Annotated in this window: 22 protein-coding genes; 19 read left to right on the forward strand and 3 right to left on the reverse strand. The window is 40.7% G+C overall.

What is annotated here, in order from left to right; genetic code table 11:
- Positions 1–2: 2 nt before the first annotated feature.
- Positions 3–875 carry an ATP phosphoribosyltransferase gene (gene hisG, locus EV194_RS17135; RefSeq protein ID WP_132431138.1) on the reverse strand — a complete coding sequence of 291 codons (873 nt, stop codon included), beginning with the start codon at positions 873–875 and terminating at the stop codon, positions 3–5.
- A 615-nt stretch (positions 876–1,490) separates the two neighbouring features.
- Between hisG and EV194_RS00880 the strand changes: the two genes are divergently transcribed.
- The 12 genes from EV194_RS00880 (at position 1,491) to EV194_RS00935 (ending at position 15,317) form a co-directional block, all read left to right on the forward strand.
- A complete protein-coding gene (locus EV194_RS00880) occupies positions 1,491–2,516 on the forward strand; it encodes a nucleoside hydrolase (RefSeq protein WP_132431140.1) in 1,026 nt (341 codons plus the stop codon).
- Between the two features lie 156 nt (positions 2,517–2,672).
- Positions 2,673–3,851: a redoxin family protein gene (locus EV194_RS00885; RefSeq protein WP_165921767.1), complete on the forward strand. Its 1,179-nt coding sequence runs from the start codon at positions 2,673–2,675 to the stop codon at positions 3,849–3,851.
- 66 nt (positions 3,852–3,917) lie between these two features.
- The gene (locus EV194_RS00890; protein WP_243699290.1) at positions 3,918–4,676 is read left to right on the forward strand and encodes a ThuA domain-containing protein; all 759 of its coding nucleotides are present in this window, start codon (positions 3,918–3,920) and stop codon (positions 4,674–4,676) included.
- A gap of 44 nt (positions 4,677–4,720) precedes the next feature.
- A complete protein-coding gene (locus EV194_RS00895) occupies positions 4,721–7,303 on the forward strand; it encodes a beta-mannosidase (protein ID WP_132431144.1) in 2,583 nt (860 codons plus the stop codon).
- Between the two features lie 317 nt (positions 7,304–7,620).
- On the forward strand, positions 7,621–7,854 hold the full coding sequence (locus EV194_RS00900; protein WP_132431146.1) for a DUF4492 domain-containing protein: 234 nt from the start codon (positions 7,621–7,623) through the stop codon (positions 7,852–7,854).
- Entirely contained in the window at positions 7,838–9,400 is a 1,563-nt protein-coding gene (locus tag EV194_RS00905) for a cytochrome ubiquinol oxidase subunit I (RefSeq protein ID WP_132431148.1), read from the forward strand. Before EV194_RS00900 ends, EV194_RS00905 begins: the two co-directional genes overlap by 17 nt.
- Complete coding sequence (gene cydB / locus EV194_RS00910; RefSeq protein ID WP_132431150.1) at positions 9,393–10,526, forward strand: cytochrome d ubiquinol oxidase subunit II; 1,134 nt, start codon at positions 9,393–9,395, stop codon at positions 10,524–10,526. Before EV194_RS00905 ends, cydB begins: the two co-directional genes overlap by 8 nt.
- 331 nt (positions 10,527–10,857) lie before the next feature.
- Positions 10,858–11,715: a UDP-2,3-diacylglucosamine diphosphatase gene (locus tag EV194_RS00915; protein ID WP_132431152.1), complete on the forward strand. Its 858-nt coding sequence runs from the start codon at positions 10,858–10,860 to the stop codon at positions 11,713–11,715.
- A 3-nt stretch (positions 11,716–11,718) separates the two neighbouring features.
- Positions 11,719–12,054: a hypothetical protein gene (locus EV194_RS00920; protein WP_132431154.1), complete on the forward strand. Its 336-nt coding sequence runs from the start codon at positions 11,719–11,721 to the stop codon at positions 12,052–12,054.
- Positions 12,055–12,326: 272 nt separating this feature from the next.
- On the forward strand, positions 12,327–13,139 hold the full coding sequence (locus tag EV194_RS00925; protein WP_132431156.1) for a peptidylprolyl isomerase: 813 nt from the start codon (positions 12,327–12,329) through the stop codon (positions 13,137–13,139).
- Between the two features lie 31 nt (positions 13,140–13,170).
- Complete coding sequence (locus EV194_RS00930) at positions 13,171–14,004, forward strand: peptidylprolyl isomerase (protein ID WP_132431158.1); 834 nt, start codon at positions 13,171–13,173, stop codon at positions 14,002–14,004.
- 2 nt (positions 14,005–14,006) lie between these two features.
- On the forward strand, positions 14,007–15,317 hold the full coding sequence (locus EV194_RS00935; RefSeq protein ID WP_132431160.1) for a peptidylprolyl isomerase: 1,311 nt from the start codon (positions 14,007–14,009) through the stop codon (positions 15,315–15,317).
- Here the strand turns inward: EV194_RS00935 and EV194_RS00940 are convergent.
- Positions 15,304–15,933, reverse strand: a complete 630-nt coding sequence (locus tag EV194_RS00940; RefSeq protein ID WP_165921768.1) for an NUDIX hydrolase — start codon at positions 15,931–15,933, stop codon at positions 15,304–15,306. The genes EV194_RS00935 and EV194_RS00940 overlap by 14 nt on opposite strands.
- A 25-nt stretch (positions 15,934–15,958) precedes the next feature.
- On the opposite strand from EV194_RS00940, the gene pyrE reads away from it, so the two are divergent.
- Together pyrE and EV194_RS00950 are read left to right on the forward strand one after the other, a co-directional pair.
- Positions 15,959–16,591: an orotate phosphoribosyltransferase gene (gene pyrE, locus EV194_RS00945; protein ID WP_132431164.1), complete on the forward strand. Its 633-nt coding sequence runs from the start codon at positions 15,959–15,961 to the stop codon at positions 16,589–16,591.
- A gap of 12 nt (positions 16,592–16,603) precedes the next feature.
- Positions 16,604–17,014: an SRPBCC family protein gene (locus EV194_RS00950; protein WP_132431166.1), complete on the forward strand. Its 411-nt coding sequence runs from the start codon at positions 16,604–16,606 to the stop codon at positions 17,012–17,014.
- Here the strand turns inward: EV194_RS00950 and EV194_RS00955 are convergent.
- Entirely contained in the window at positions 17,011–17,751 is a 741-nt protein-coding gene (locus tag EV194_RS00955) for a biotin--[acetyl-CoA-carboxylase] ligase (RefSeq protein WP_165921769.1), read from the reverse strand. The genes EV194_RS00950 and EV194_RS00955 overlap by 4 nt on opposite strands.
- 138 nt (positions 17,752–17,889) lie before the next feature.
- On the opposite strand from EV194_RS00955, the gene rsfS reads away from it, so the two are divergent.
- The 5 genes from rsfS to EV194_RS00980 all read left to right on the forward strand — a co-directional run bounded on the left by rsfS (position 17,890) and on the right by EV194_RS00980 (position 22,730).
- Positions 17,890–18,267, forward strand: a complete 378-nt coding sequence (gene rsfS / locus EV194_RS00960; RefSeq protein WP_132431170.1) for a ribosome silencing factor — start codon at positions 17,890–17,892, stop codon at positions 18,265–18,267.
- A gap of 25 nt (positions 18,268–18,292) precedes the next feature.
- On the forward strand, positions 18,293–20,329 hold the full coding sequence (gene ftsH / locus EV194_RS00965) for an ATP-dependent zinc metalloprotease FtsH (RefSeq protein WP_132431172.1): 2,037 nt from the start codon (positions 18,293–18,295) through the stop codon (positions 20,327–20,329).
- Positions 20,330–20,340: 11 nt separating this feature from the next.
- Complete coding sequence (locus EV194_RS00970) at positions 20,341–20,973, forward strand: LutC/YkgG family protein (protein ID WP_132431174.1); 633 nt, start codon at positions 20,341–20,343, stop codon at positions 20,971–20,973.
- 252 nt (positions 20,974–21,225) lie between these two features.
- Positions 21,226–22,044, forward strand: a complete 819-nt coding sequence (locus tag EV194_RS00975; RefSeq protein ID WP_132431176.1) for a phosphatidate cytidylyltransferase — start codon at positions 21,226–21,228, stop codon at positions 22,042–22,044.
- Positions 22,045–22,070: 26 nt separating this feature from the next.
- A complete protein-coding gene (locus EV194_RS00980) occupies positions 22,071–22,730 on the forward strand; it encodes a phosphatidylserine decarboxylase family protein (RefSeq protein WP_132431178.1) in 660 nt (219 codons plus the stop codon).
- Positions 22,731–22,786 lie beyond the last annotated feature (56 nt).

Below are 22,786 nucleotides of genomic sequence, written 5' to 3' on the forward strand. Positions count from 1 at the left end.
TGTTACAGAATCATCTTCTCAATCGGAATAATCAATATTCCCTGTGCTCCGTTCTCTTTTAACTGGTCAATCACTTCCCAGAACTTATCTTCGTTAATTACCGAATGAATTGAACTCCAACCCGCTTCGGCAAGTGGAAGAACCGTAGGACTCTTCATGCCCGGTAAAATATCAACGATATTTTTAACCTTTTCATTTGGAGCATTTAAAAGCACATATTTGTTTGAGTTTGCTGCCTGTACGGCATCAAAACGGAAAAGCATCTGCTCCAGAAGTGCCCGTTTTTCTTCATCAAGATTTTTATTGGCCACTAAAAGCGCTTCAGATTTCATAACCACTGCCACCTCCTTCAGACTGTTGGCAACCAATGTACTGCCGGAACTAACAATATCAAAAATAGCATCTGCCAAACCAATTCCCGGAGCTATTTCAACAGACCCCGCTATCTCATGTATGTCGGCCTGAATTTTCTTTTCGGCAAAAAATTTCTTTAGTATTTCAGGATATGAAGTGGCTATTTTCTTTCCATTAAACCAGCCTACTCCGGTGTAATGTTCACTTTTAGGAATGGCAAGGGACAAGCGGCATTTACTAAACCCCAGACGCTTAACGATATCCAGCTCGTATCCTTTCTCGGCATATTCATTTTCTCCAACTACTCCCAGGTCTGCCACTCCGTCAAAAACCGATTGAGGAATATCATCGTCTCTTAAGAAAAGTGCTTCGATGGGAAAACCAGTTGACTGTGCAACCAAACGGCCATTGCCAATATTAAACTTAATACCGGATTCCTTCATGAGCCCCATGCTGTCGTCATGAAGTCTTCCCTTTTTCTGAAGTGCAATTCTTAAAGTTGTTTCAATATTCGTTTCCATAACTATATTGTTAGAATTTATATTATACAAAACGCAAAAAGGCTTACCACACAGGGTAAGCCTTTTGTTATATTATGCACACAACAAGCCCACCCCTTATGAAAGGAGATGATGATGAGCATTGCTGTGATGAATAAAAATCATATGGTAAAAGATTATTTACATGACAAAACTATGATATTTTTCTGGTTGATTCAAAATTTTCACGAAAAAAAAGAGTTTTGTCATAAATTTATCTGTTCAAAAATTTCTTTAGCCCATTGAATGTATTCAGGTCTTTGCTTCATAAGCTTATTAAGTAATCAACAGACAAATTGCTATATCTTTTTTTGTATATTCGTATAGACTACCAGACCATTGAGCATTCAAATTCAGTCCTGATTTTAACAGTAATAGTTCGTTAATCTTTTTTATTAACTTAATTATCAAACGTTTATAAATTTATTGTTGTATTGTTCAATCAGCTGGTAACAAGAAGCTTACTCACATCTAATGTCTAATAATCTAATCCCGAGATATTCGGGACTAACGATCTATTGTAACAGGATCCATTCGATGAAGCAAATTCACAAAACCCCTTATCACTATAGGAACAACTAAATCATCAAAAAAATCATGGCAAAGAACAAAATAAAAACAATCGTACTTCTGGTTCTTATCTTAGGATTTATTACCGTGAGCCCGGCACAAGTTAAAATCATCTTTGACACCGATATCGGCGGTGATGCCGACGATCTTGGTGCCCTCGCGATGCTTCACGGATTTGTAAAAAATGGAGAATGCGAGCTACTGGCAGTTATGATCTGGAACACGGAAAAATACGCCGTACCAATGGTTGACGCCGTAAACAGGTTTTACGGAAATTCGAACATTCCTATCGGGGTAAGGTCGGGAGGAACGCATACCTTAGATTTTAACCATGGTAAAATCATTTCAGAAAACCTGCCACATAAACTTAATTATGAAGATGTGCCGGAAACAACCGACTTATACAGAAAAGTCCTTGCAGACCAACCAGATTCAAGCATCGTTATAGTTTGTGTTGGCCCTTTAAAAAACATCAAGAGAGTACTTGAATCAACTCCTTGTGAACATTCAGGACTAAATGGGAAAGAACTTCTCCATAAAAAAGTAAAAAAGATGGTCATCATGGGAGGTCAATATCCTGAAGGTGAATGGGAATGGAATTTTTGTGGAGGGATGCCCGGAGTAACAAAGTTTGTATTAGAGAACCTGGGAATGCCTGTTATTTTTTCCGGGTACGAACTTGGTTTGCAGATTCAAACCGGATATGCCTTCAACAATATTGACCAAAACCACCCTCTCTATTTGGGATTTAAGCATTTTAGCAAGCATGCCCCCTGGATGAAAGAGAACTTTCAGGGTAGAATTCTTAATAACGCAACCTATGATCAAACTGCAGTGCTTTATGCAGTGCGTGGCGGCGTTGGCTTGTGGTGGGATAAAATTAAGGGAGGATATAACAAAGCTGATGAAAATGGTGGCAACAGGTGGATTGAGGCGACAGTAACAAATCATTCATACCTCCGTCTTCTTGAGGATTCTTCGAAATTGGGATCTTTAATTGAGGATTTGATGTTATTTGATATTTGCAATAACCAATCAGGGATTAATCAATAGCAGCAAATAAGTTTAAATTGATTAAATGTTGCTCTATAAAGCGATATTATTTTATCAAAAATTTGTACTAATATATCATTCTAACAGACATCAAGTAAAAAAAACAGCAGAAATAAAATTTTATTATTACATTAACTCGATAAAAAACATATGGTTATGAAAATTAATATCTTTTTAAGAAACTGCGCCATTGCAGTAATGGCTTTTTCTGCTATTCAATCTTGCAAAGTTCCCTCCAGGGATGGTGACCTGTTCGAACCAAATCCAATTGTTCTGGAACGCATGGAAGTTGAGACACTTGAAACAGGATCAAAAATGCCTCCTTTCGAACTTCCTGACATGTATGGTCAAATGGTATCTCATGAACAATTTTCCAATGCTGAAATATTGGTTATTGCATTCATCTCAAACCATTGTCCTACCTCCCAAGCCTACGAGGATAGAATCATTCGTTTTGTTGAAGATTATCAGGACAAAGGCGTTACCCTGGTAGCTATTAATCCAAATAGTCCATTTGGACTGCTTCCTGAGGAGTGCAGCTACTCCGATCTGGACGACACTTTTGAAACCATGTCCATCAGAGCCGAACACAAAGGTTACAATTTTACCTATCTTTATGATGGTGATAATCATGCAGTCTCTCTATTATTTGGTCCGGTTTCAACCCCTCATTTTTTTGTCTTCGACAGCGAGAGAAAACTTCGCTATAATGGCCGCATGGATGAAATTGAGCGTCCGGGAACAGCTAATGGGGAAGATTTGAGAAAAGCAGTTGACCAGATTTTGGCCGGAGAGGAAGTTTCCAACCCAAGAACTTCCGCTTTTGGGTGTTCTGTAAAATGGTCGTGGCTTGATGAGTGGGTGAGTCGAATAAACCGTGAATGGAAAGAACAAGAAATCAACATTGATTTCATTGATAAAAATGGGGTTAAAGAGATCATGGCAAACGACACTGAAAATCTGAGACTGGTGAATGTTTGGGCAAGCTGGTGTGGCCCATGCGTTCAGGAGCTACCTGATTTATTAGAAATTAACCGATACTATAGAAACCGCCGTTTTGAAATGGTCATGATTTCAGCGGACAGTCCCGACAAAAAAGATGACGCATTGCGTATTCTCAGAAACAATCATATGGCTGTCAGCAATTTCATTTTCAACGACACCAAGAGAGACGATCTGATTAATGCCATCGACCCCGACTGGCGAGGAGCCATTCCATATACTCTCTTGATTGAACCCGGAGGAAATATCATCTACAAACATCAGGGGGTGATAAACGACCTTGAACTCAAAAGAATCATTGTTGAGCATCCGCTTCTTGGCAGATACTATTAACAAAATAGGTTTCCATCATGGGGTAACCATGATGGAAACCTATTTTCTAAGTAAAAAGACCAATCCATGAATTTAAAAGCAATTATTTTCATCTTTTCGTTGGCTATGCTGTCAGGCACACAATCCCACCAAGAAAAAACATCTATCCTGGTTTTCACCAAAACCAACGATTTTAGGCATGATGCCATCCCCGCAGGAAAAGAGGCTTTGAAAAAGCTTGGCAAGGACAACAAATGGCATTTAAACTTCACCGAAGATTCACTTTTCTTCACTCCCGCAAATTTAAGCTACTTTGATGCTGTGGTATTTCTGCTTACTTCGGGAGATATTCTGGGCTCCGATCAGCAAAATGCCTTGAGGCATTTTGTAGAATCGGGAGGCGGATTGGTGACCATCCACACCGGCACGGTAACCGAAAACAATTGGCCATGGTTTGTAGAAGCTGTTGGAGCTATGTTTACCGGGCATCCACCGGTGCAAGAAGGGAAACTCATCATTGAAGACCCAACACATCCGGCTACCTCATTTTTACCCGATTCTATTTGGATTCTTGAAGACGAATGGTATAGCTTCGACCGAAACCCCAGAGGTGATGTACATGTTTTGATCTCCATAGATGAGGATTCATATGACGTGGATGATAATCGCTGGTTCCCGGAAGCCCACCAAAGAATGGGAGACCACCCGCTGGTATGGTATAAGATTGTTGGCGAGGGACGCGTTTTTCAAACCGCGTTGGGTCATGTGCCACAAATGTATGCTGACTCACTCTTTCTCCAACATTTGAAGGGTGCTATAGAATGGGGAATAAAAAAATCTCACTAGCTAACCAAATAACACACTTTAAAAAACAAAAACACCTACAATTTATGATTAGAAAAATTACCCTGGCAATAACAACTGCCCTTGGTGCGCTAATTCTTCTCAGTTGCGAAACATCAGAAAAAAAACTTCCAATGGTTATTGAAATTTCTCAGAATTGGACTTTTACTCAAAACGGACAGAACAACTGGATGCCTGCCGTAGTTCCCGGAACTGTTCATGCCGATTTAATGAACAACGGAATCATTGAAGACCCCCACTACAGACTATACGAAAACGATGTACAGTGGATCGAGAATGAGGACTGGATATATCAGACTACGTTCAATGTCGACTCAGAAATCCTTGACTCGGATGTAATAGAGATGAATTTTAAGGGGCTGGACACTTATGCAGATGTTTTCCTGAACAACAACAAGATATTGTCTGCCAACAACATGTTTGTCGGATACAGTGTTGATGTAAAAGAGCATTTGGTTGAAGGAGTAAACACTTTACGCATTTACTTTCATTCCCCTGTTAGGGTGGGAATGAAAAAACTGCAACAAATTGATTACATCATTCCATCCATAAATGAACAAGCACCGGAAGATAAAAGAACCAGCGTTTTTACCCGCAAAGCACCATTTCATTACGGTTGGGATTGGGGGCCGCGTTTGGTTACATCGGGTATTTGGCGACCTATTTATTTAAAAGCCTGGAATCAGGCAAAAATTGAAGATGTATATTTTCATACCACATCGGCAAACAGTGATCTGGCGAAAATCACCGGTCATGTAAATCTTCATGTACTTAACCAGGGGACACACCAGGTACAACTATTCGTCAACGGACAGAAAACCGGAGTTGACTTACAGTTGAAACTGGAAGAAGGTGAACACCAAATCCCCTTCGATTTTGAGATTAAAAACCCAAAACTTTGGTGGACAAACGGATTGGGAGAGCCTCATTTATACAACTTTGAATTGAGGTTGGCTCAAAACAATGTGATCATTGACAAATATGAACTGAATTATGGTGTACGTACCTTGCGTCTGATCCAAGAGCCTGATGAAGTGGGACGTTCTTTCTATTTTGAATTAAACGGGGTTCCGGTTTTCATGAAAGGCGCCAACGTCATTCCATCGGAAACACTTACCCCCTCAGTAACTACTGAGGTATATGAACGGTTGCTTAAAAACACTGTTGATGCCAATATGAATATGCTTCGTGTATGGGGAGGAGCCATATATGAAGAAGATCTGTTTTATGAACTATGCGACCAAAACGGAATTCTGATCTGGCAGGACTTTATGTTTGCATGCAATCTCCAACCCGGAGATGAAGCTCATCTTGAGAACATCCGCAAAGAGGCCGTGTACAATGTTAAACGGTTACGAAATCACGCTTGTATTGCTCTATGGTGTGGCAACAACGAAAACCTGCACGGATGGCACGAATGGGGTTGGAAAGAGATGTACACCCCTGAAGAGAGGGATTTCATGTGGAGAACCTATGAACGAATCTGGGATGAAATACTCCCTGAAGTTGTGGCAAAGTATGATCCCAAAAACTCCTACTGGGCCTCTTCACCAATGGCCTATGGAAATCAGAAGGCCGACAGAAAATCGGGTGATGAACATGACTGGACCATCTGGTTTGGGCAAGAGCCTTTCACCAGTTATGGAAAAAACGTCCCACGATTTGTCAGCGAATATGGAATGCAGGCTTTCCCGGGCATGCATACCATCAGCGATTTTTCAGAGGAAGGGGATTGGGACATTCACTCGGAAGTGATGCGCCATCGACAAAGAGGAACCATGGAGTACATCGAACCGGGATTCGACGGCAACGATATGATTAAAAGATATATGGAACGCTATTATAACGTGCCGGACAACTTCGAAGATTTTGTATATGTGAGCCAAATAATGCACGCCAAATGCTATCGCACTGCTTTGGAAGCACACCGCCGCAACATGCCCCATTGTATGGGGTCACTCTATTGGCAAATTAACGACAGCTGGCCTACCATTTCATGGGCAACAGTTGATTACTACGGACGCTGGAAAGCAGCTCACTATGCCGTAAGGAAAGCCAATAAAGAGATTATTATTTCGGCAGAAGTGGATGGCAATGCAGGACGTATTTATGTGGTTAGTGACCGACTTACACCTGTTGAAAATGCTCGATTGCATATAAAAGTTATGGATTTCTCTGGAAGGGAGATTTTTTCAACTTCGCAAAACGTAACAGTAAAAGCCAACTCATCTATGATGGTTATGGAAAATGACATCCGTGAGTTACAACAGCATGCCAACTTAGCCTCAACAGTTGTCAGCATGAAGTTAACCGATGGCCCCACTACTCTGGCAGATAACATTTTCTATTTCCACAAACCTAAAGACCTACTTTTACCGGAAGCCAACATCACATGGAGTTCTGAAAAAACTACTGACGGTTACACCATTACAGTAACAACAGATAATTTGGCAAAAAATCTGTTTTTTGACACTCCTTATGGAGATGTCTTCTTTACCGATAACTTTTTTGATTTGTTGCCGGGTGAAAGCAAAACCATTAAATTGATTACAAAGCGTGACATAAATCTGAGTGAAGAACTCGATATCAAACACTTGAACGGACTTTAGTCAAACTTATGCAAAAAAGAGATTTTTTTCAGGTTAATATTTAAGTTGGCTTGGTGCATTTTTTATGCTTTACAGCATTATTTTTTTTATTGACTTTTTAAAAAAGAGGTAATTCATTACCTCTTTTTTAGTTCAATCCCAACACAGAACACTCTAACTGACTGCAAAATAACCATCAAACACTCTTTCTCTACTTGTAATTCATACCAAAACTGCCTGACAAACAGCTTTAACATTTATTGAACTTCAATAAAAAACGAAACACTCTTTTTGCTATATTTGAAATTCGTTAACGATTGTTATATATTGCAAAAGTCATGAAGGAATTTTTCCTGTATATCTATAAAAAGGTAAAAGAATCAAGCCTTGCGAAGATTCTGCTGCTAATCATTTTTCTAAAGTTTGCAATGTTCTATGGCTTTTTAAAAGGCTATCTCTACCCTACTTTTCTAAAACCCAAATACGAAAATGAAGACCACCGAAGCGAAGAGGTGATAAAGAAATTACTTGACAACCATAATAAAACCCTTAAAGATGATAGAGAACATTGATTTTACGTTGGTGAACTGGTCAAGGGGACAGTTTGCCATGATTGCCTTTTATCATTGGCTGTTTATTCCAATCACCATTGGAACAACTTACATCATAGCCATTGCGCAAACCATACATGTAAAAACCGGTGACCCGGAATGGGAACGGCTGGCTCGATTCTGGGCTAAGCTATTCGGGATAAACTTCGCCATTGGAGTTGGAACCGGGATTATTTTAGGGCTTGAATTTGGAACCAACTGGGCCAATTATTCGTGGATTGCCGGAGATATTTTTGGGGCACCACTGGCAGCAGAAGGTATAATGGCCTTCTTTCTCGAATCCACATTCATTGCAGTGATGTTTTTTGGATGGGGAAAAGTTGGCAAAAAGTTTCACCTGCTCTCCTGCTGGCTTGTGGCTTTCGGAGCCAGCTTGTCGGCTCTTTGGATTCTGGTTGCAAACGGATGGATGAACTATCCGGTAGGAATGGTGTTCAACCCCGACACCGCGAGACATGAGATGGTTGATTTTTGGGCAGTTTTATTTTCTCCCTACGCCATGAATAAATTTCTTCATACCATCACATCCTGTCTTGTCATATCAGCATTCTTTGTAATAGCCATCAGCAGCTGGTATTTGCTCAAAAAGCGAAGCATCCTTTTGGCCAAGCGAAGCATTGTACTGGCGGCTACTTTCGGACTTCTGTCCAGCGTTTATCTGGCTATGACCGGTGACGGATCTGCTTATTATGTGGCACAAAAACAGCCAGCAAAGCTGGCCACCATGGAAGGCCTATTTGATGGAGAAGAAGGCGCAGGGCTGGTTATGATGGGAATTCTCAATCCAAACAAAAAACTTGGCGATGACAAAAAGGATTTCCTATTTAAAATGGAGATTCCCAAAATGCTATCCATTTTAGGTTACCGCGACGCCAATGCTTTCGTTCCGGGTATGAACGATCTGGTTTATGGTAACGAAGAGTTTGGAATCATGTCGGCCGAAGAAAAAATGGAAAAAGGACGCATTGCACTTGGTGCATTAGCCGACTATAAGGAAGCACAAAAAAACAATGACCCACAAGGCATGGAGGAAGCCGAATTACTGTTTAATGAATATTATCAATACATGGGATATGGAAATCTTCACTCCCCGGAGATGATTATTCCACGGAAGATCCCATTGATTTTTTACAGTTTCAGGATCATGGTGATTTCCGGAATGTTGTTCATTGGGGTTCTTCTACTGTTTGTGTACCTTTCGGTTAAGAACCGCATCGAGAATCAGAAATGGTTGCTTTATGTAGGCATTTGGTGCTTCCCACTCTCCTTTATAGCATCCATGTGCGGATGGATTGTGGCCGAAGTTGGGCGCCAACCATGGACCATTCAGGGACTATTGCCAACCATGATTTCCACGTCCAACATCAGCGCCAATGCGGTAATTGCCACATTCTGGCTCTTTGCTACCATGCTTACGGTACTTGTCATTGCAGAATACAGAATCATGATCGGAGCCATTCGCAAAGGTCCGGATAATTTATCTACGAAAGGAGGTCCAAATGTTTGAAGCATTATCTCATTTACAACTACAGCAATACTGGTGGTTTATCATGTCGGTGGTTAGTTCCGTTCTTGTGTTTTTGTTATTTGTGCAGGGCGGGCAAACACTGGTGGGTGTATTAGGAAAAACCGACAACGAAAAAAACATGATTGTAAACTCCATTGGCCGAAAATGGGAGTTCACATTTACCACACTCATTGTATTTGCCGCAGGCATGTTTGCCGCGTTTCCGCTATGGTATTCCGTTTCGCTGGGAGGGGCATATTACGCGTGGAAAATTTTTCTTGTATGTTTTGTCCTCCAGGCAGTTTCTTTCGAGTTCCGAAGAAAAAAGGGGAACATATTTGGCCAAAAAACATACGACTGGTTTTTAACCATCAATGGATTTCTTGGTACCATCCTCCTTGGAGTGGTGGTTGCCACTTTTTTTACCGGTAGCGATTTCATTCGCAACGAATACAACTTGTCGCAATGGGGTTCAAGCTGGTACGGACTGGACATACTGGTAAGCTTCACAAACTTATCGCTTGGTTTTGCGGTGCTGTTTTTGGCTCGTACGCTTGGTGCCATGTACATCATAACCAACATTGAGTCAGACGACATCATTCGAAGAGCTCGTAAACAAACACTTATCAATGGTGCTATTTTCACCGTGTTCTTTCTCTATTTTCTGGTTAGAATTCTGATTAAGGACGGATATGCTTACAACCCTGAGACCGGAGCTGTTTTTATGGAATCGTACAAATACCTCAACAACTACCTTCAGATGCCGGTTGCTCTCATACTGTTTCTGGTTGGAGTTCCTCTGGTTTTGTATGGCATATTTATCACCTGGGCGAAAGAGAGCAATCGCGGAATTTGGTTTTCAGGTTTCGGAACCTTTGCCACCGTTATGTCTATATTCTGGATACTGGGTTATAATAACACCGCATTTTATCCGTCGTATGACTTACAAAGTTCTTTAACCATACAGAATGCTTCATCAAGCCATTACACACTTACGGCCATGAGTTATATTTCATTGTTTGTGCCTGTGGTAATTGCCTACATTTATTTTGCATGGCGAGCTGTAGATAAAACCAAAATAAGTGAAGAACATATGAACAAAGAGAGCGAACATCACGTTTATTAATCATTCAAAACTTAAAAGATGGAACATCTCACACAAATACTTTGGTTAGCAAGTTTTCCGGTTCTAATATATGTAGGATACAAACTAAGTTTGTATGCCTTGAAAATATTCCATAAAAACTACGAAAAAGACAATGAAACCGAATAAGGTCTAACAAGAACAATTGAAAAAAACACTATGCCTTTATAAAAAGGCATAGAGCGGAATACGTTCAAAAGAACCGGCAATGCCGGTTCTTTTGTTTTATTTCACAGTTTCTTTACCAGATATAAACCACCTCATTCATGATTAGAATTCATTTTTTATATCTTTGCTATTATTACACAAATGTATGAGTGAAAAACATGTAACGAAACGACAGGTAAAAGCGGTGGTCATCTCCGATGCCCACCTGGGCACATACGGCAGCAAAGCCGAACAGTTACATGCTTATCTAAAAACCATTCAACCCGAAACGCTTGTACTAAATGGGGACATCATTGATGCCTGGAGATTTTCGCCCAGCTACTTTCCCACATCGCACCTGAAAGTTATTCGCTATTTTTTCAAATTGGCCGAAGAGGGCACCAAAATCATATTTATCCCCGGTAATCACGATGAAATAGCCCGACGATTTACCGGCATAGATTTTGGACGGTTAAAGATAGACAACAAGGTTGTTCTCAATCTTGATGGAAAATCCACATGGATTTTTCATGGCGATGTGTTCGATGTGGTGATGCATCACTCAAAATGGTTGGCAAAAATGGGTTCAGTGGGATATGGTATTCTTACCGGCATCAACAAAATGGTTAATGGCATATTGACCCTGTTTGGAAAGAAAAAAATATCACTGGCAGGAAAAATAAAAGACAAAGTAAAAGGAGGGCAAAAGGAGGCCGTTTCAAAATTTGAAGCCATGGTAGCAAGACTGGGTATTCGAAAAGGATATCATTATGTTATCTGTGGTCACATTCACCGACCCGCAAAAAAACGCATCAGAACCCCGGTTGGAGCCATCACCTACATCAACTCAGGCGACTGGGTGGATAACATGACGGCATTAGAATATGAAAATGGCGATTGGCATCTGAAACACTGGAATTTTGAAACTGATGAAATAGTTGAAGACCCATTGGTTGAGGAAATTGTTTCGGAAACCATTGAGGATGTTTTTGCCAGGGCATTTAAAGAAATTTTAAAAAGTTAGCGCATGGAAAGCATAGATTATACGTGGGATGAATTGGTGTTGATGGTTAGCCGTCACTTTAAAGTGACGGCAGATTATGACTTCATGCTGTTCATCATAGGAATTCAGGAAAGGGGAACAGGAATGACCCACTATCCAAGAGAAGAAAAAATGGATTTAATCAATCTGGGGAAATGCAAACTTTTATCGCATCTGGGGTATCTTGAAGAGATTGAGGAAGATCAGGAAGGGTGGCCAAGATTCAAGGAGATTAAAAGTGTCAAAGGATTAAGTCCTTCATTCCAAAAGCATCTGTTAAAAAAAGCAATGATGGAGTACTTTAAAGACAAATTAAATTAAGAGACTGTTTAAATTTAATTTATAAAGAATTTTATAGATTATAGATCTTTATCCAGAGGCTTCGGGATTAGACAAATTAGAATAGATTTGAGAGATGATTAGCCATCACTGGTTTTCTATCTTGTCTTGTCTATCGGTCTAAAAATCTAATATCTAAAGATCTTTATAATCAATTCGATATAAATTTAAACAGTCTCTAAGTGTTCGCATTTTTTCAAAGTAACATATTTCAAATCAAACAATACTTTTTAATATTAACGACAACAAACATCATGAAAAAAATTCTCTTTTCAATATCACTTTTAGCATTGTTGCAATTCTTTGCTTTTTGTCAAACTTCTGAAGGTACTCATGTTATACTAGAAACAGAATACGGAAATTTGGTTATTAAACTATACGATGAAACCCCGGTTCATCGCGATAACTTTTTAAAACTGGTTGAAGAAGGCTATTATGAAGGCTTATTGTTCCACAGGGTTATTAATGAATTTATGATTCAAGCCGGGGATCCGGGATCACGCGACGCAATGCCTAACGCTATGCTTGGTGGTGGCGGTGTGGATTACAAACTGGACGCAGAAATTATGTACCCACAATTATTTCATAAAAAAGGCGCACTAGCTGCCGCCAGACAGGGAGACCAGGTAAATCCGGAAAAAAAATCTTCCGGATCGCAATTCTATATTGTACATGGTAAAGTATACTCAAATGAAGAGCTTGACGAAATGGAACATTTCATGAACGAAAGGAAAAGTCAACAGGTTTTCATGAAATACGCCGAGCCATATCGGAATGAAATAATGCAGTTTCAACAAACAGGCGACCGGGAAGGATTTGAGAGGTTAATGATGGAGATATCTGAAGAAGCAGGTCCTGAAATTGAGGCATTACCTAGAATTGAAATTCCTCAGGAATTACGTGAAGCATATACCACTATTGGAGGGGTGCCACATCTTGACGGTGAATATACTGTATTTGGAGAAGTTGTTAAAGGGCTTGAAATTATAGACAAAATTGCAAAAGTGGAAGTCAATCAACACGACAGACCTGTTGAGGACATAAAATTGAACATCCGGATAAAATAAAAAACAAATAAACCCCAAAGGATATCAAACGATGGGTCAAACACATCACAATTCAAACATATTAAGAAAGTGGCTGGTAATTAGTATAATAACACTAATTACCAGCCATATTAATTCTCAAAACGAGTCAGTTCATCACGTCCTTATTGAAACCAATATGGGCAACATGAAAATAAAGCTTTACAACGATACACCAAATCATCGCGACAACTTTTTGAACCTGGTAAGTCAGAAACACTTTGATGGGACACTCTTTTATCGTGTTATTGAGAATTTTGTAATACAGGGAGGCTCATCTGATTCCCGAAATGCAGCTCCCGGAAGGCGCATTGGGTACGGAAGTTCAACAAAAATCATAAGTTCAGAGTTTGTCCCTGGTCGATTCCATAAGAGAGGAGCGCTTTGCGCTCCACGCCAGCCTGAGGACGTAAATCATTTTAGAATGTCGGATGTATCTCAGTTTTACATCGTTCATGGAAGGGTTTTCACGCATGAAGAGCTTGATATGCTGGAGCGAAGGGTTAACAACCCGATTCGTCGCAAGCTGCGTGAAAAATATTACGATCCGCATAAAGAAGAACTTGATCGATTGCGAGAAGAAAACCCTAGAGGTTTCAATGAATTGCTGAGAGAGATCAGATCAAACATTGATATTGAATTCAATTTATCGGATCATCTTATTTATACAGAGAAACAACGTGAAATCTACACCACCATAGGTGGATTACCTGATCTGGATGGAGATTACACCGTTTTCGGTGAAGTAATAGAAGGTCTTGACGTGATTGAGAGAATTGCTAAACTGGCGACTGACGATCATGACAGACCTATGCAGGATGTGAGGATTACCATTAAAAAACTATAGACATGTATAGAAGGATCAAAACATATCTTTATCTCCTTCTAATAATAATTGCAAGCAGTTGTAGAAGTGGCGGAGGGGAATCTCAACCAACTACGGAAGCCGAGAAACCTGTTTCCAGAGGTTCGTTTAGCTATAATATTGGAGCCATGGTGGATATTCATACTTTCGACCATTACACCAGGAACATGCAGCGTGGTTTCGGATTTTACGTAGGGCCACATACCATCGTCACCAATCTGGATCTGGTACAGGGTGCTTATCGAGTACGCTTTGCTCCCACCGGAACCCAGCAATTCTTTAATGTGAACGGTTACACAGCATATTCTCTGGAGAAAAATCTGGTACTTCTTAATGTGCAAAGAACCAACAACAACTACCTGGAAGCTGTTGACCCCATTTCCCAAACCGACACGCTTTATACGCTTCTCAGACCTCAAAGCCAATTAATGGTTCAAAGGGCAGCTGTTAATAAAACATCAGCAAAAGACTCTGCAGAGTATTTCATTTTGCATGCCGGACTTGACAATGGAAGACCTGCATTTTTTGACGATCATGGTCTGGCCGGAATTGTTCAAACCATAACCGAGGACGACGATACCAAACAACAAGTCGTATTGCGCGGAAGTTCGATTAACAAAATGCTGGCAGACCAGCATGAGTCTCGACCGGTAATCGACCTAAGCAGAAAAAGCAACCGCGTTTACCCTTCTCATACAACAATAAGAGGTTTCAGAATAGTAACAGATATGGGTAACATCGAAATAAAACTCTACGATGAAACGCCAAATTATCGCGACAATTTCATACGGCTTGTTACCGATCAGTATTACGACAATTTATTAATCCACAGAGTACTTAGAGGGTTTCTCATTCAAACCGGTGCTGCTGACACCAGAGAAGCAACCGCCGGGGAGGTGGTGGGCTGGCAAGGCCCGGGATATACCATCCCCATGGACATTGTACCCGGGAAATTCCATAAACGTGGTGCCATTGCTGCTTCCAAACTGCCACATGCAAGCAACCCGAGAGATGAATCAGATGGATCCCAGTTTTATATAGTGGCAGGACGTAGGTTTGGAGAAACAGAACTGAATGAATTGGAAATGAGGTACGGAATAACCTACACAGAAGAACAGCGACACATCTACGGTACCATTGGAGGTGCTCCTCACCTCGACAATCAATACACTGTTTTTGGTGAAGTAACCTCTGGGATGGATGTTGTTGATAAAATTAGTTTGGTGGAAACCAGACGAGGCGACAGGCCTAAAGAAGACATCTGGATGAAAAGAATAGAGATTATTTACAGATAATACCCCCTGCTTTCATCACTTCCAATATTGATGAGTAGGTTTGGCCTTGCACAGTATCAACATCGCCCGGGTCTATCCAGAAAACTGACTCAATATCTTCAGTTGTTTGCGGAGTTGGTAGTTCATTTCCAAGGTAAAACATATCATACCAGCGGGTTTCCTTAAATATATGTTTATTCCCAATCTTGTATGTATGATAGGTTGAGACCAAGAACTTAGATGGCTGAACACCAATAATTCCACACTCCTCCTCTACCTCCCTAATGGCTGCCTCCTCAAAAGTTTCATCCCTTTCAACCTTCCCTTTTGGCAAGTCAAAACACCCTCTTCGTTTCATCCCTAGAAACAGGCTTCTCTCACCGTTCCATACCAACCCCCCAGCAGCAGGGAGATTGACAAAACAGGCACGGAAATTTTGTAATAAATCGTAAGCATTGTGATGGTATATGATGGCCGTTTTTAATCTTTTATCCGCATCAAATCGATTTATAAAATCCTTCAGTTCTCCCTGGTTGCCATACTTTAACACAGCGTCAAAATCGATTGACATCAATGGAGCAACCTCCCTGGTCAAAAAAACGACCCGCTCCTTAAAAAAGATTTTATACATTTGCATAATCAAACAGGTAAACAAAACCAAAATGAAAAAAACGGAAGAGACAATCGCGTCACATTTATTACAAATAAAAGCAATAAAATTGCAACCGGCAAACCCATTTACCTGGGCATCCGGATGGATATCCCCCATTTATTGCGATAACAGAAAAACACTCTCTTATCCCGAGGTAAGAGATTACATAAAAAATGCATTTGCTGAAATCATAAAGGAAAAATTTGCTGATGCAGATGTCATTGCAGGAGTTGCCACCGGAGCAATCGCGCAGGGGGCTTTGGTAGCCGACATTCTGAAGAAACCATTCATATATGTTCGATCATCCCCGAAGGGGCATGGCCTGGAAAACCTGATAGAAGGTGACCTAAAACCAGGACAGAAAGTAGTCATCATCGAAGATTTAATTTCAACCGGTGGCAGCAGCCTTAAAGCTGCCGAGGCTGTTCGTAATGGAGGTGGTGATATACTGGGGATGCTGGCAATATTTTCTTACGGCTTTAGCGTTGCAGAAGAGAATTTCAGAAAAGAAAACGTAGAGCTTCAAACCCTGAGCAACTACCAAACCCTATTAAAAGTTGCAGTAAGCAACGGAAATGTGACGGCCGACCATCTGGAAACTCTGGATGCATGGAGAAAAGATCCGGCAAACTGGAACAAATAATTATTTTTTGTGATGACAAAATTTGAAGGTCCCATACGTACAATACCACATTCTTCGAATGTGGTATTTAATTTTCTTTCCAACTTCGACCATTTTGAGTCTCTTCTTCCTCCCGAAAAAGTAACAAATTGGCACAGTGCCGGTGACACATGCCGTTTTACCATTGAAGGCATTGGTGACATTGGGTTGAAAATCATTGAAAAAGAGCAGGGAAAAACCATCAAATATACAGCCGACGGAAAAACCCCGTTCAACTTTTTTCTATGGGTTCAACTAAAAGAGATTACGGAAAACGAAACTAAAGTAAAACTTACCATAAAGGCTGATCTAAATCCCATGCTAAAGATGATGGTGAGCAGTCATGTGGAAAAGTTTCTCGACGTGGTTACCGATGCCATTGTAAAATATCCGTATCAGATTTAACGAAGAAATTCCACCTCTTTAAAAGCAAATCGTTTCATTCCGGAGGAAGTTTCAAGAACCAGATGACCATCTGGTTCGATCTCTCTGATTTGTGCAGAAAACTCTCCGGTATTGTCGCGAAATAGAAACACTCCGTTGTTTCTATATAAGTTTTGAAAATATTGCCTGTGCAATATTTCATCATCTCCATTTTCAAGCCAATGCAGATAGCGGCTCATGATGTGCTGCATGCACTCCTGAAAAACCTCTTCAACATCATACTCTTTACCGGTTATCATTTTTAGCGAAATGGGATTCGGAGCGCCCGAAATGAATTTCTCCTGATTCAAGTTCAATCCTATGCCAACCACAGAAGTTACAACCTCCTTGCCTGCCAAACTGTTCTCAATCAACATGCCTACCATTTTTAAATCACCAGCGTAGATATCGTTCGGCCATTTGATTGAAGCATTTTTAATATGAGCATTTAGCCAATCTATTATAGCAAGTGATACAACTTGTGTTATGCGGAAGTGGTTTGGAACCTCCAGCCCATGGGGTTTCAATACCAGTGAAAACGTCAGGTTTTTACCTTTCTCGCTCTCCCATCTGTTTTCACCCTGGCCTCTGCCTGCTGTCTGGTACCCTGCAATAACTGCCGAAAACTCAGGCAAATTTCTTGCGCTATCTAACTCCTTAATTTTCTGACTTGTTGAAACCAACTCATCATAGTAAAATACCTCGGGTGTTTTATACATATCGCAACAATTTCCACATGTCATTAAACAATTCGCCTCTCAATTTAGGTAATTAAATCTTTTGAAAGTGTTATCTTTGAAAAAAATTGAATATTTAAAATTAATTAATCCCAAACAAAGCAAGATAAACGATTTGGAATGACAAAAAACCAGGAAAACCAAGCCACACTAAACCTTGTTAACGCCATAGTAGAAGGCATGCAGGAAAAGAAAGGCGCTAACATCACCATACTGGATTTAACTTCGATAGAGAACACCATCACCAGTTTTTTTGTTATATGTAACGGGGACAGCAATGTTCACGTTGATGCCATTGCCGATTCAACAGAAGAACATGTCAGAGAACATGTAAGTGAAAAGCCCTTTCATGTTGAAGGAAAACAAAATGCACAATGGATATTGCTGGATTATCTGGACGTTGTTGTTCATATTTTTCAACGATCGACGAGAGAATTCTACAATTTGGAAAACCTTTGGGCCGATGCTGAAAGAAAAGATGTTCCTGATTTGTTTTAATAAGTAAATATAAGATCTCAAAATAATGACAGAAGAAGAAAAAAAGAAACCCACCGGAGAACAGGGAGACAAGATGCCTCCTAAAATGCCGAAATTCAATGCATATTGGATTTATGGAATCATTCTGATCTCTCTGGTTGCCATCAGCATTTTTAATGTCGGACAAAGTCCGGCATCCGTATCCTGGAGTGTATTCGAAAACGAAGTCCTTCCAAAAGGCGACATCAAACGTGTTGTATTGGTTACCAATGAAGGGAAAGCTGAAATCACTTTTAAGCCGGAAAGCCTCGACAAATACACCGACATTTTTAAAGACGTACAGAGTCTGCCCCGCACAGGGCCACACTTAACGGTAAAAATTCCTACCGTTGACAGGTTTGAAGATGCCAGAAAAGAGGCAGAAGAAAAACATGGAATAAGCATTCCCATTGAATATGAAGAGCGAACCAACCTGTTTCGCGATTTCTTTTTCATGATGTGGCCAATACTGCTGATCATTGCCATCTGGATATTCATTTTCAGAAGAATGAGTGGCGGTGGAGGTCCGGGTGGGGGCGGAAATATTTTTAACGTTGGTAAGTCCAAAGCACGTATGTTTGATAAAGAATCGGGCATAAAAGTGAATTTTGGCGATGTTGCAGGATTGGCTGAAGCCAAAACTGAGCTGGAAGAGATTGTTGAATTTCTGAAAAAACCGGAAAAATTCACCGAATTGGGAGGGAAAATCCCCAAAGGAGCATTGCTGGTTGGCCCTCCGGGTACCGGAAAAACCTTGTTGGCAAGAGCTGTTGCCGGTGAGGCCAATGTGCCATTTTTCAGCATGTCAGGTTCCGACTTTGTTGAAATGTTTGTAGGTGTTGGAGCTTCTCGCGTTCGCGACCTCTTTAAAAAAGCAAAAGAGAAAGCACCCTGTATTGTTTTTATTGATGAAATTGACGCCATAGGCCGTGCCAGAGGAAAGAATGTTAATTTCAGTGGAAACGATGAGCGTGAAAACACGCTCAACCAGCTTCTTACCGAGATGGATGGCTTTGCCACCAACAGCGGTGTCATCATTTTAGCAGCCACCAACCGTGCCGACATTCTTGATCGTGCATTAATGCGTGCAGGGCGTTTTGACCGTCAGATCAGCGTTGAACTGCCGGATCTGAATGAGAGACAAGAGATATTTGAAGTGCACCTTCGCCCGCTCAGACTCAGCGAAGATGTTAAATCTGATTTTCTGGCCAGACAGACTCCAGGTTTTTCAGGAGCTGACATTGCCAACGTTTGTAATGAATCAGCGTTGATCGCTGCCCGCAAAAACAAGAAACTGGTAGAAAAAGAGGATTTCCTTGATGCCGTTGACCGCATTGTTGGAGGACTGGAAAAGAAGAACAAAATCATCAGCAAGGATGAAAAACGCGCGGTGGCTTACCACGAAGCAGGACATGCAGCAATCAGCTGGTTGTTGGAATATGCTCATCCGTTGGTTAAAGTAACCATTGTCCCTCGTGGCAAAGCGCTGGGTGCAGCCTGGTATTTGCCCGAAGAACGGTCACTAAACACATTCGAGCAGATGTTGGATGAAATGTGTGCCACCCTTGGCGGACGTGCAGCTGAAGATGTGGTATTTGGCCGCATCTCAACAGGCGCTCTTAATGATCTGGAAAAAGTAACCCGCCAGGCTTATGCCATGGTAAGCTATTTTGGAATGAGCAAAGAGATTGGGAACCTGAGTTACTTTGACTCTACCGGTCAAAATGAATATGGCTTTACAAAGCCATATAGTGAAAGGACCGCGGAGTTGATTGACAAAGAGGTTTCCAGAATTGTTGAAGAACAGTACGAAAGAGCTAAAACAATTCTAAAGGAAAACTCAGATAAGCACCAGCAATTGGCAGAATTACTACTTGAAAAAGAAGTAATCTTTAGCGAAGACCTGGAACAGTTGTTTGGTAAGCGCAAACTTTCGCAGCATGTCATTCAGGAAGAGTCCAATGGCAAAAAAATTGAAGCCCCTGAAAACAGCTCTGCGAAAGAAGATTCCAAAGGGGATGAAACTCCAGAGCAGGAACTTTAGTCCTGAAAACGATGGCTGACAACAATGCCAAAGAAAATATACTTAGTCGACTCAGGTCGGCTCCATCTTTTAAGTGGTCCGTTTCGCCCGGCAAAACCGGCGAAACGGATCCTTTTCCCACCCCCGATAACCTCATCGAAGCTTTCCAGAAGGAACTAACCGAAGTCTCCGGAGAATTTAAACAGTTTAGTTCAATTGAAGACGCTGTAAAGGAAATTGTCAGCATAGCCAAAGAATTGAGCTATGATTCCATTTGGTGTTCAATTGAAAACATCAGTCAGAAAATATCTCAACACGGGATAGAACTAAACAACAGCCCGGAAACACCATTGGCCGTTGCAGGATGCGAACATCTGATATCAACAACAGGATCGGTTTTTGCAAGCAGTTACACCGGCCCTGGGCGGCAAGTTTATGTATCGGCAGAAACGCTCATCATCATAGCCTATGAGACACAATTGGTACCACAAATCAAGGATGCTCTGCAAAATCTCCAAAAAAACAACCATAAACCTTCCTGGACAGGGTTAATTACTGGACCAAGTCGCACTGCAGACATTGAAAAAACGCTGGTTTTGGGAGCCCACGGACCACGTCATTTAATTGTTTTCCTGATCTCCAAAACAACTCAACCACAATCTTAAACCATATCACACTGACTTCCTGTAAATTGCATTATTTATCCGTTCTGCAATTTTATAAACTGAAAGTTTCTATTAATTTTGCAGCAATTAGAAAGGTTGTTATATTTATAGTGACGGAAAATTATTCCGGAATAAAAACAAAATCACGATTAGCATTTTCTGATTTATATCAGCAAATGTAAAAATGGTGGCTCAGTAATGCATTGAATCATTAATGATAACAAACAACCAGGTATATACAATAAAAACCGCATGAATAATTTCTGGCAGCGCCTTTTTACAGGAATCATATTTGTTATCGCCATAATTGGTGGCATGTGGTGGCATCCATACTCATACCTGGCAATTTTCTTTATCGTTGTTATTCTTGGCCTTCTGGAATTCATTAAATTGGTTGAAGCTCGCCCGGTAAGCATAAACAGGATATGGCCGATCATACTTGGGGCTTATTGGTATCTGTCATCATTTTTTGTTTTGGGTGGATTTGTAAGCCCTCTGTGGCTAATGCTTATTGTTCCTATGATAATGGGGGTGTTCATAACTGAACTGTTCCGAAACTCAACCACTCCTTTACTTAACATTGCATGCACCCTTATCATTCCATTTTATGTAGCATTACCATTTTCTTTTCTTCATTTTTTGGTCTATTTAAATGGAGTGTATTGCTACATGCCTCTTTTAGGATTTTTTATTTTGATATGGGCAAACGACTCGGGCGCATATCTTGTTGGAGTAAACTTTGGAAAGAACAAGTTATTTGAAAGAATATCACCAAAAAAAACCTGGGAAGGCACCATCGGAGGATTCGTGTTTACGGTTATATCCGCCTATGTGCTATCTTTGCTTATAAAGGATGTTTCCACCCTAAACTGGCTGATTATAGGCATCATTGTCTCAATAATGGGATCACTTGGTGATCTGGTAGAATCAATGCTGAAAAGGAGTGTAAACATTAAAGATTCCGGATCGCTATTACCCGGGCACGGAGGGATTCTGGACAGATTTGATGCAGTAATTTTTGCTGCACCATTGGTTTGCACTTATCTTTTTCTAACTCAAATATTGAATTAAAAAACCATTATTCATTTAAAAGCATCATGACAATTCACAAAGAGGGGTTTAAAATCCTTGGAGTAACTTTTCTAGGACTAGCCGCCATCAATATTTTGCTGGCATTTATACCCGGATCACCGGCGCAAACCTTAAAATGGTCGGTGCCTGTATCTTTGGTCGTTTTCTTTTTTGTTGTGAACTTCTTCAGAAGCCCGCGCAGAGAAGGTTATTACCACGAAAATGCAATTATAGCTCCTGCCGATGGCAAAATTGTTGTAGTGGAAGAGACCGAAGAAAATGAGATAATAAAAGGAAAAGCCATACAGGTTTCAATTTTCATGAACGTTTTTAACGTTCATATCAACTGGTTTCCAATTAACGGAAAGATTAAAACTGCCGTTCATCACAGTGGCCGGTTCATGTCGGCCTATTTGCCCAAAGCATCCACCGAAAATGAAAGAACCACTGTGGCCATTGAACACGAAAACGGATCCACACTGGTAGTAAGACAGATTGCCGGTGCCATTGCCCGCAGAATTGTATGCTACGCAAAATCCGAAAACACCATTAAACAAGGTGATCAAATGGGTTTTATAAAGTTCGGATCCAGAGTTGACATTTATTTGCCACCCGGCACTAGAATTGATGTTCGTCCGGGACAAAAAGTTGTAGGAAAACAGACCATTCTAGGCTGGTTGGAATAAACCATCAGTAAAAAAATGATAAAGCCACGATAAAGGTCAACCAACCTTTATCGTGG

It is taken from the genome of Natronoflexus pectinivorans, from assembly GCF_004345615.1.
Classification (GTDB): Bacteria; Bacteroidota; Bacteroidia; order Bacteroidales; family Marinilabiliaceae; genus Natronoflexus; species Natronoflexus pectinivorans.

What these genes read in the sequence shown, in the direction of transcription:
- EV194_RS00940 (WP_165921768.1), bottom strand. Translation starts at nt 15,933, where the DNA reads ATGCAAATGTATAAAATCTTTTTTAAGGAGCGGGTCGTTTTTTTGACC.
- EV194_RS00920 (WP_132431154.1), top strand. Translation starts at nt 11,719, where the DNA reads ATGGAAAGCATAGATTATACGTGGGATGAATTGGTGTTGATGGTTAGC.
- hisG (WP_132431138.1), bottom strand. Translation starts at nt 875, where the DNA reads ATGGAAACGAATATTGAAACAACTTTAAGAATTGCACTTCAGAAAAAG.
- EV194_RS00915 (WP_132431152.1), top strand. Translation starts at nt 10,858, where the DNA reads ATGAGTGAAAAACATGTAACGAAACGACAGGTAAAAGCGGTGGTCATC.
- EV194_RS00880 (WP_132431140.1), top strand. Translation starts at nt 1,491, where the DNA reads ATGGCAAAGAACAAAATAAAAACAATCGTACTTCTGGTTCTTATCTTA.
- EV194_RS00975 (WP_132431176.1), top strand. Translation starts at nt 21,226, where the DNA reads ATGAATAATTTCTGGCAGCGCCTTTTTACAGGAATCATATTTGTTATC.
- EV194_RS00925 (WP_132431156.1), top strand. Translation starts at nt 12,327, where the DNA reads ATGAAAAAAATTCTCTTTTCAATATCACTTTTAGCATTGTTGCAATTC.
- EV194_RS00905 (WP_132431148.1), top strand. Translation starts at nt 7,838, where the DNA reads ATGATAGAGAACATTGATTTTACGTTGGTGAACTGGTCAAGGGGACAG.
- EV194_RS00890 (WP_243699290.1), top strand. Translation starts at nt 3,918, where the DNA reads ATGAATTTAAAAGCAATTATTTTCATCTTTTCGTTGGCTATGCTGTCA.
- EV194_RS00885 (WP_165921767.1), top strand. Translation starts at nt 2,673, where the DNA reads ATGAAAATTAATATCTTTTTAAGAAACTGCGCCATTGCAGTAATGGCT.
- EV194_RS00935 (WP_132431160.1), top strand. Translation starts at nt 14,007, where the DNA reads ATGTATAGAAGGATCAAAACATATCTTTATCTCCTTCTAATAATAATT.
- EV194_RS00900 (WP_132431146.1), top strand. Translation starts at nt 7,621, where the DNA reads ATGAAGGAATTTTTCCTGTATATCTATAAAAAGGTAAAAGAATCAAGC.
- EV194_RS00970 (WP_132431174.1), top strand. Translation starts at nt 20,341, where the DNA reads ATGGCTGACAACAATGCCAAAGAAAATATACTTAGTCGACTCAGGTCG.
- ftsH (WP_132431172.1), top strand. Translation starts at nt 18,293, where the DNA reads ATGACAGAAGAAGAAAAAAAGAAACCCACCGGAGAACAGGGAGACAAG.
- EV194_RS00895 (WP_132431144.1), top strand. Translation starts at nt 4,721, where the DNA reads ATGATTAGAAAAATTACCCTGGCAATAACAACTGCCCTTGGTGCGCTA.
- cydB (WP_132431150.1), top strand. Translation starts at nt 9,393, where the DNA reads ATGTTTGAAGCATTATCTCATTTACAACTACAGCAATACTGGTGGTTT.
- rsfS (WP_132431170.1), top strand. Translation starts at nt 17,890, where the DNA reads ATGACAAAAAACCAGGAAAACCAAGCCACACTAAACCTTGTTAACGCC.
- EV194_RS00980 (WP_132431178.1), top strand. Translation starts at nt 22,071, where the DNA reads ATGACAATTCACAAAGAGGGGTTTAAAATCCTTGGAGTAACTTTTCTA.
- pyrE (WP_132431164.1), top strand. Translation starts at nt 15,959, where the DNA reads ATGAAAAAAACGGAAGAGACAATCGCGTCACATTTATTACAAATAAAA.
- EV194_RS00950 (WP_132431166.1), top strand. Translation starts at nt 16,604, where the DNA reads ATGACAAAATTTGAAGGTCCCATACGTACAATACCACATTCTTCGAAT.
- EV194_RS00930 (WP_132431158.1), top strand. Translation starts at nt 13,171, where the DNA reads ATGGGTCAAACACATCACAATTCAAACATATTAAGAAAGTGGCTGGTA.
- EV194_RS00955 (WP_165921769.1), bottom strand. Translation starts at nt 17,751, where the DNA reads ATGTATAAAACACCCGAGGTATTTTACTATGATGAGTTGGTTTCAACA.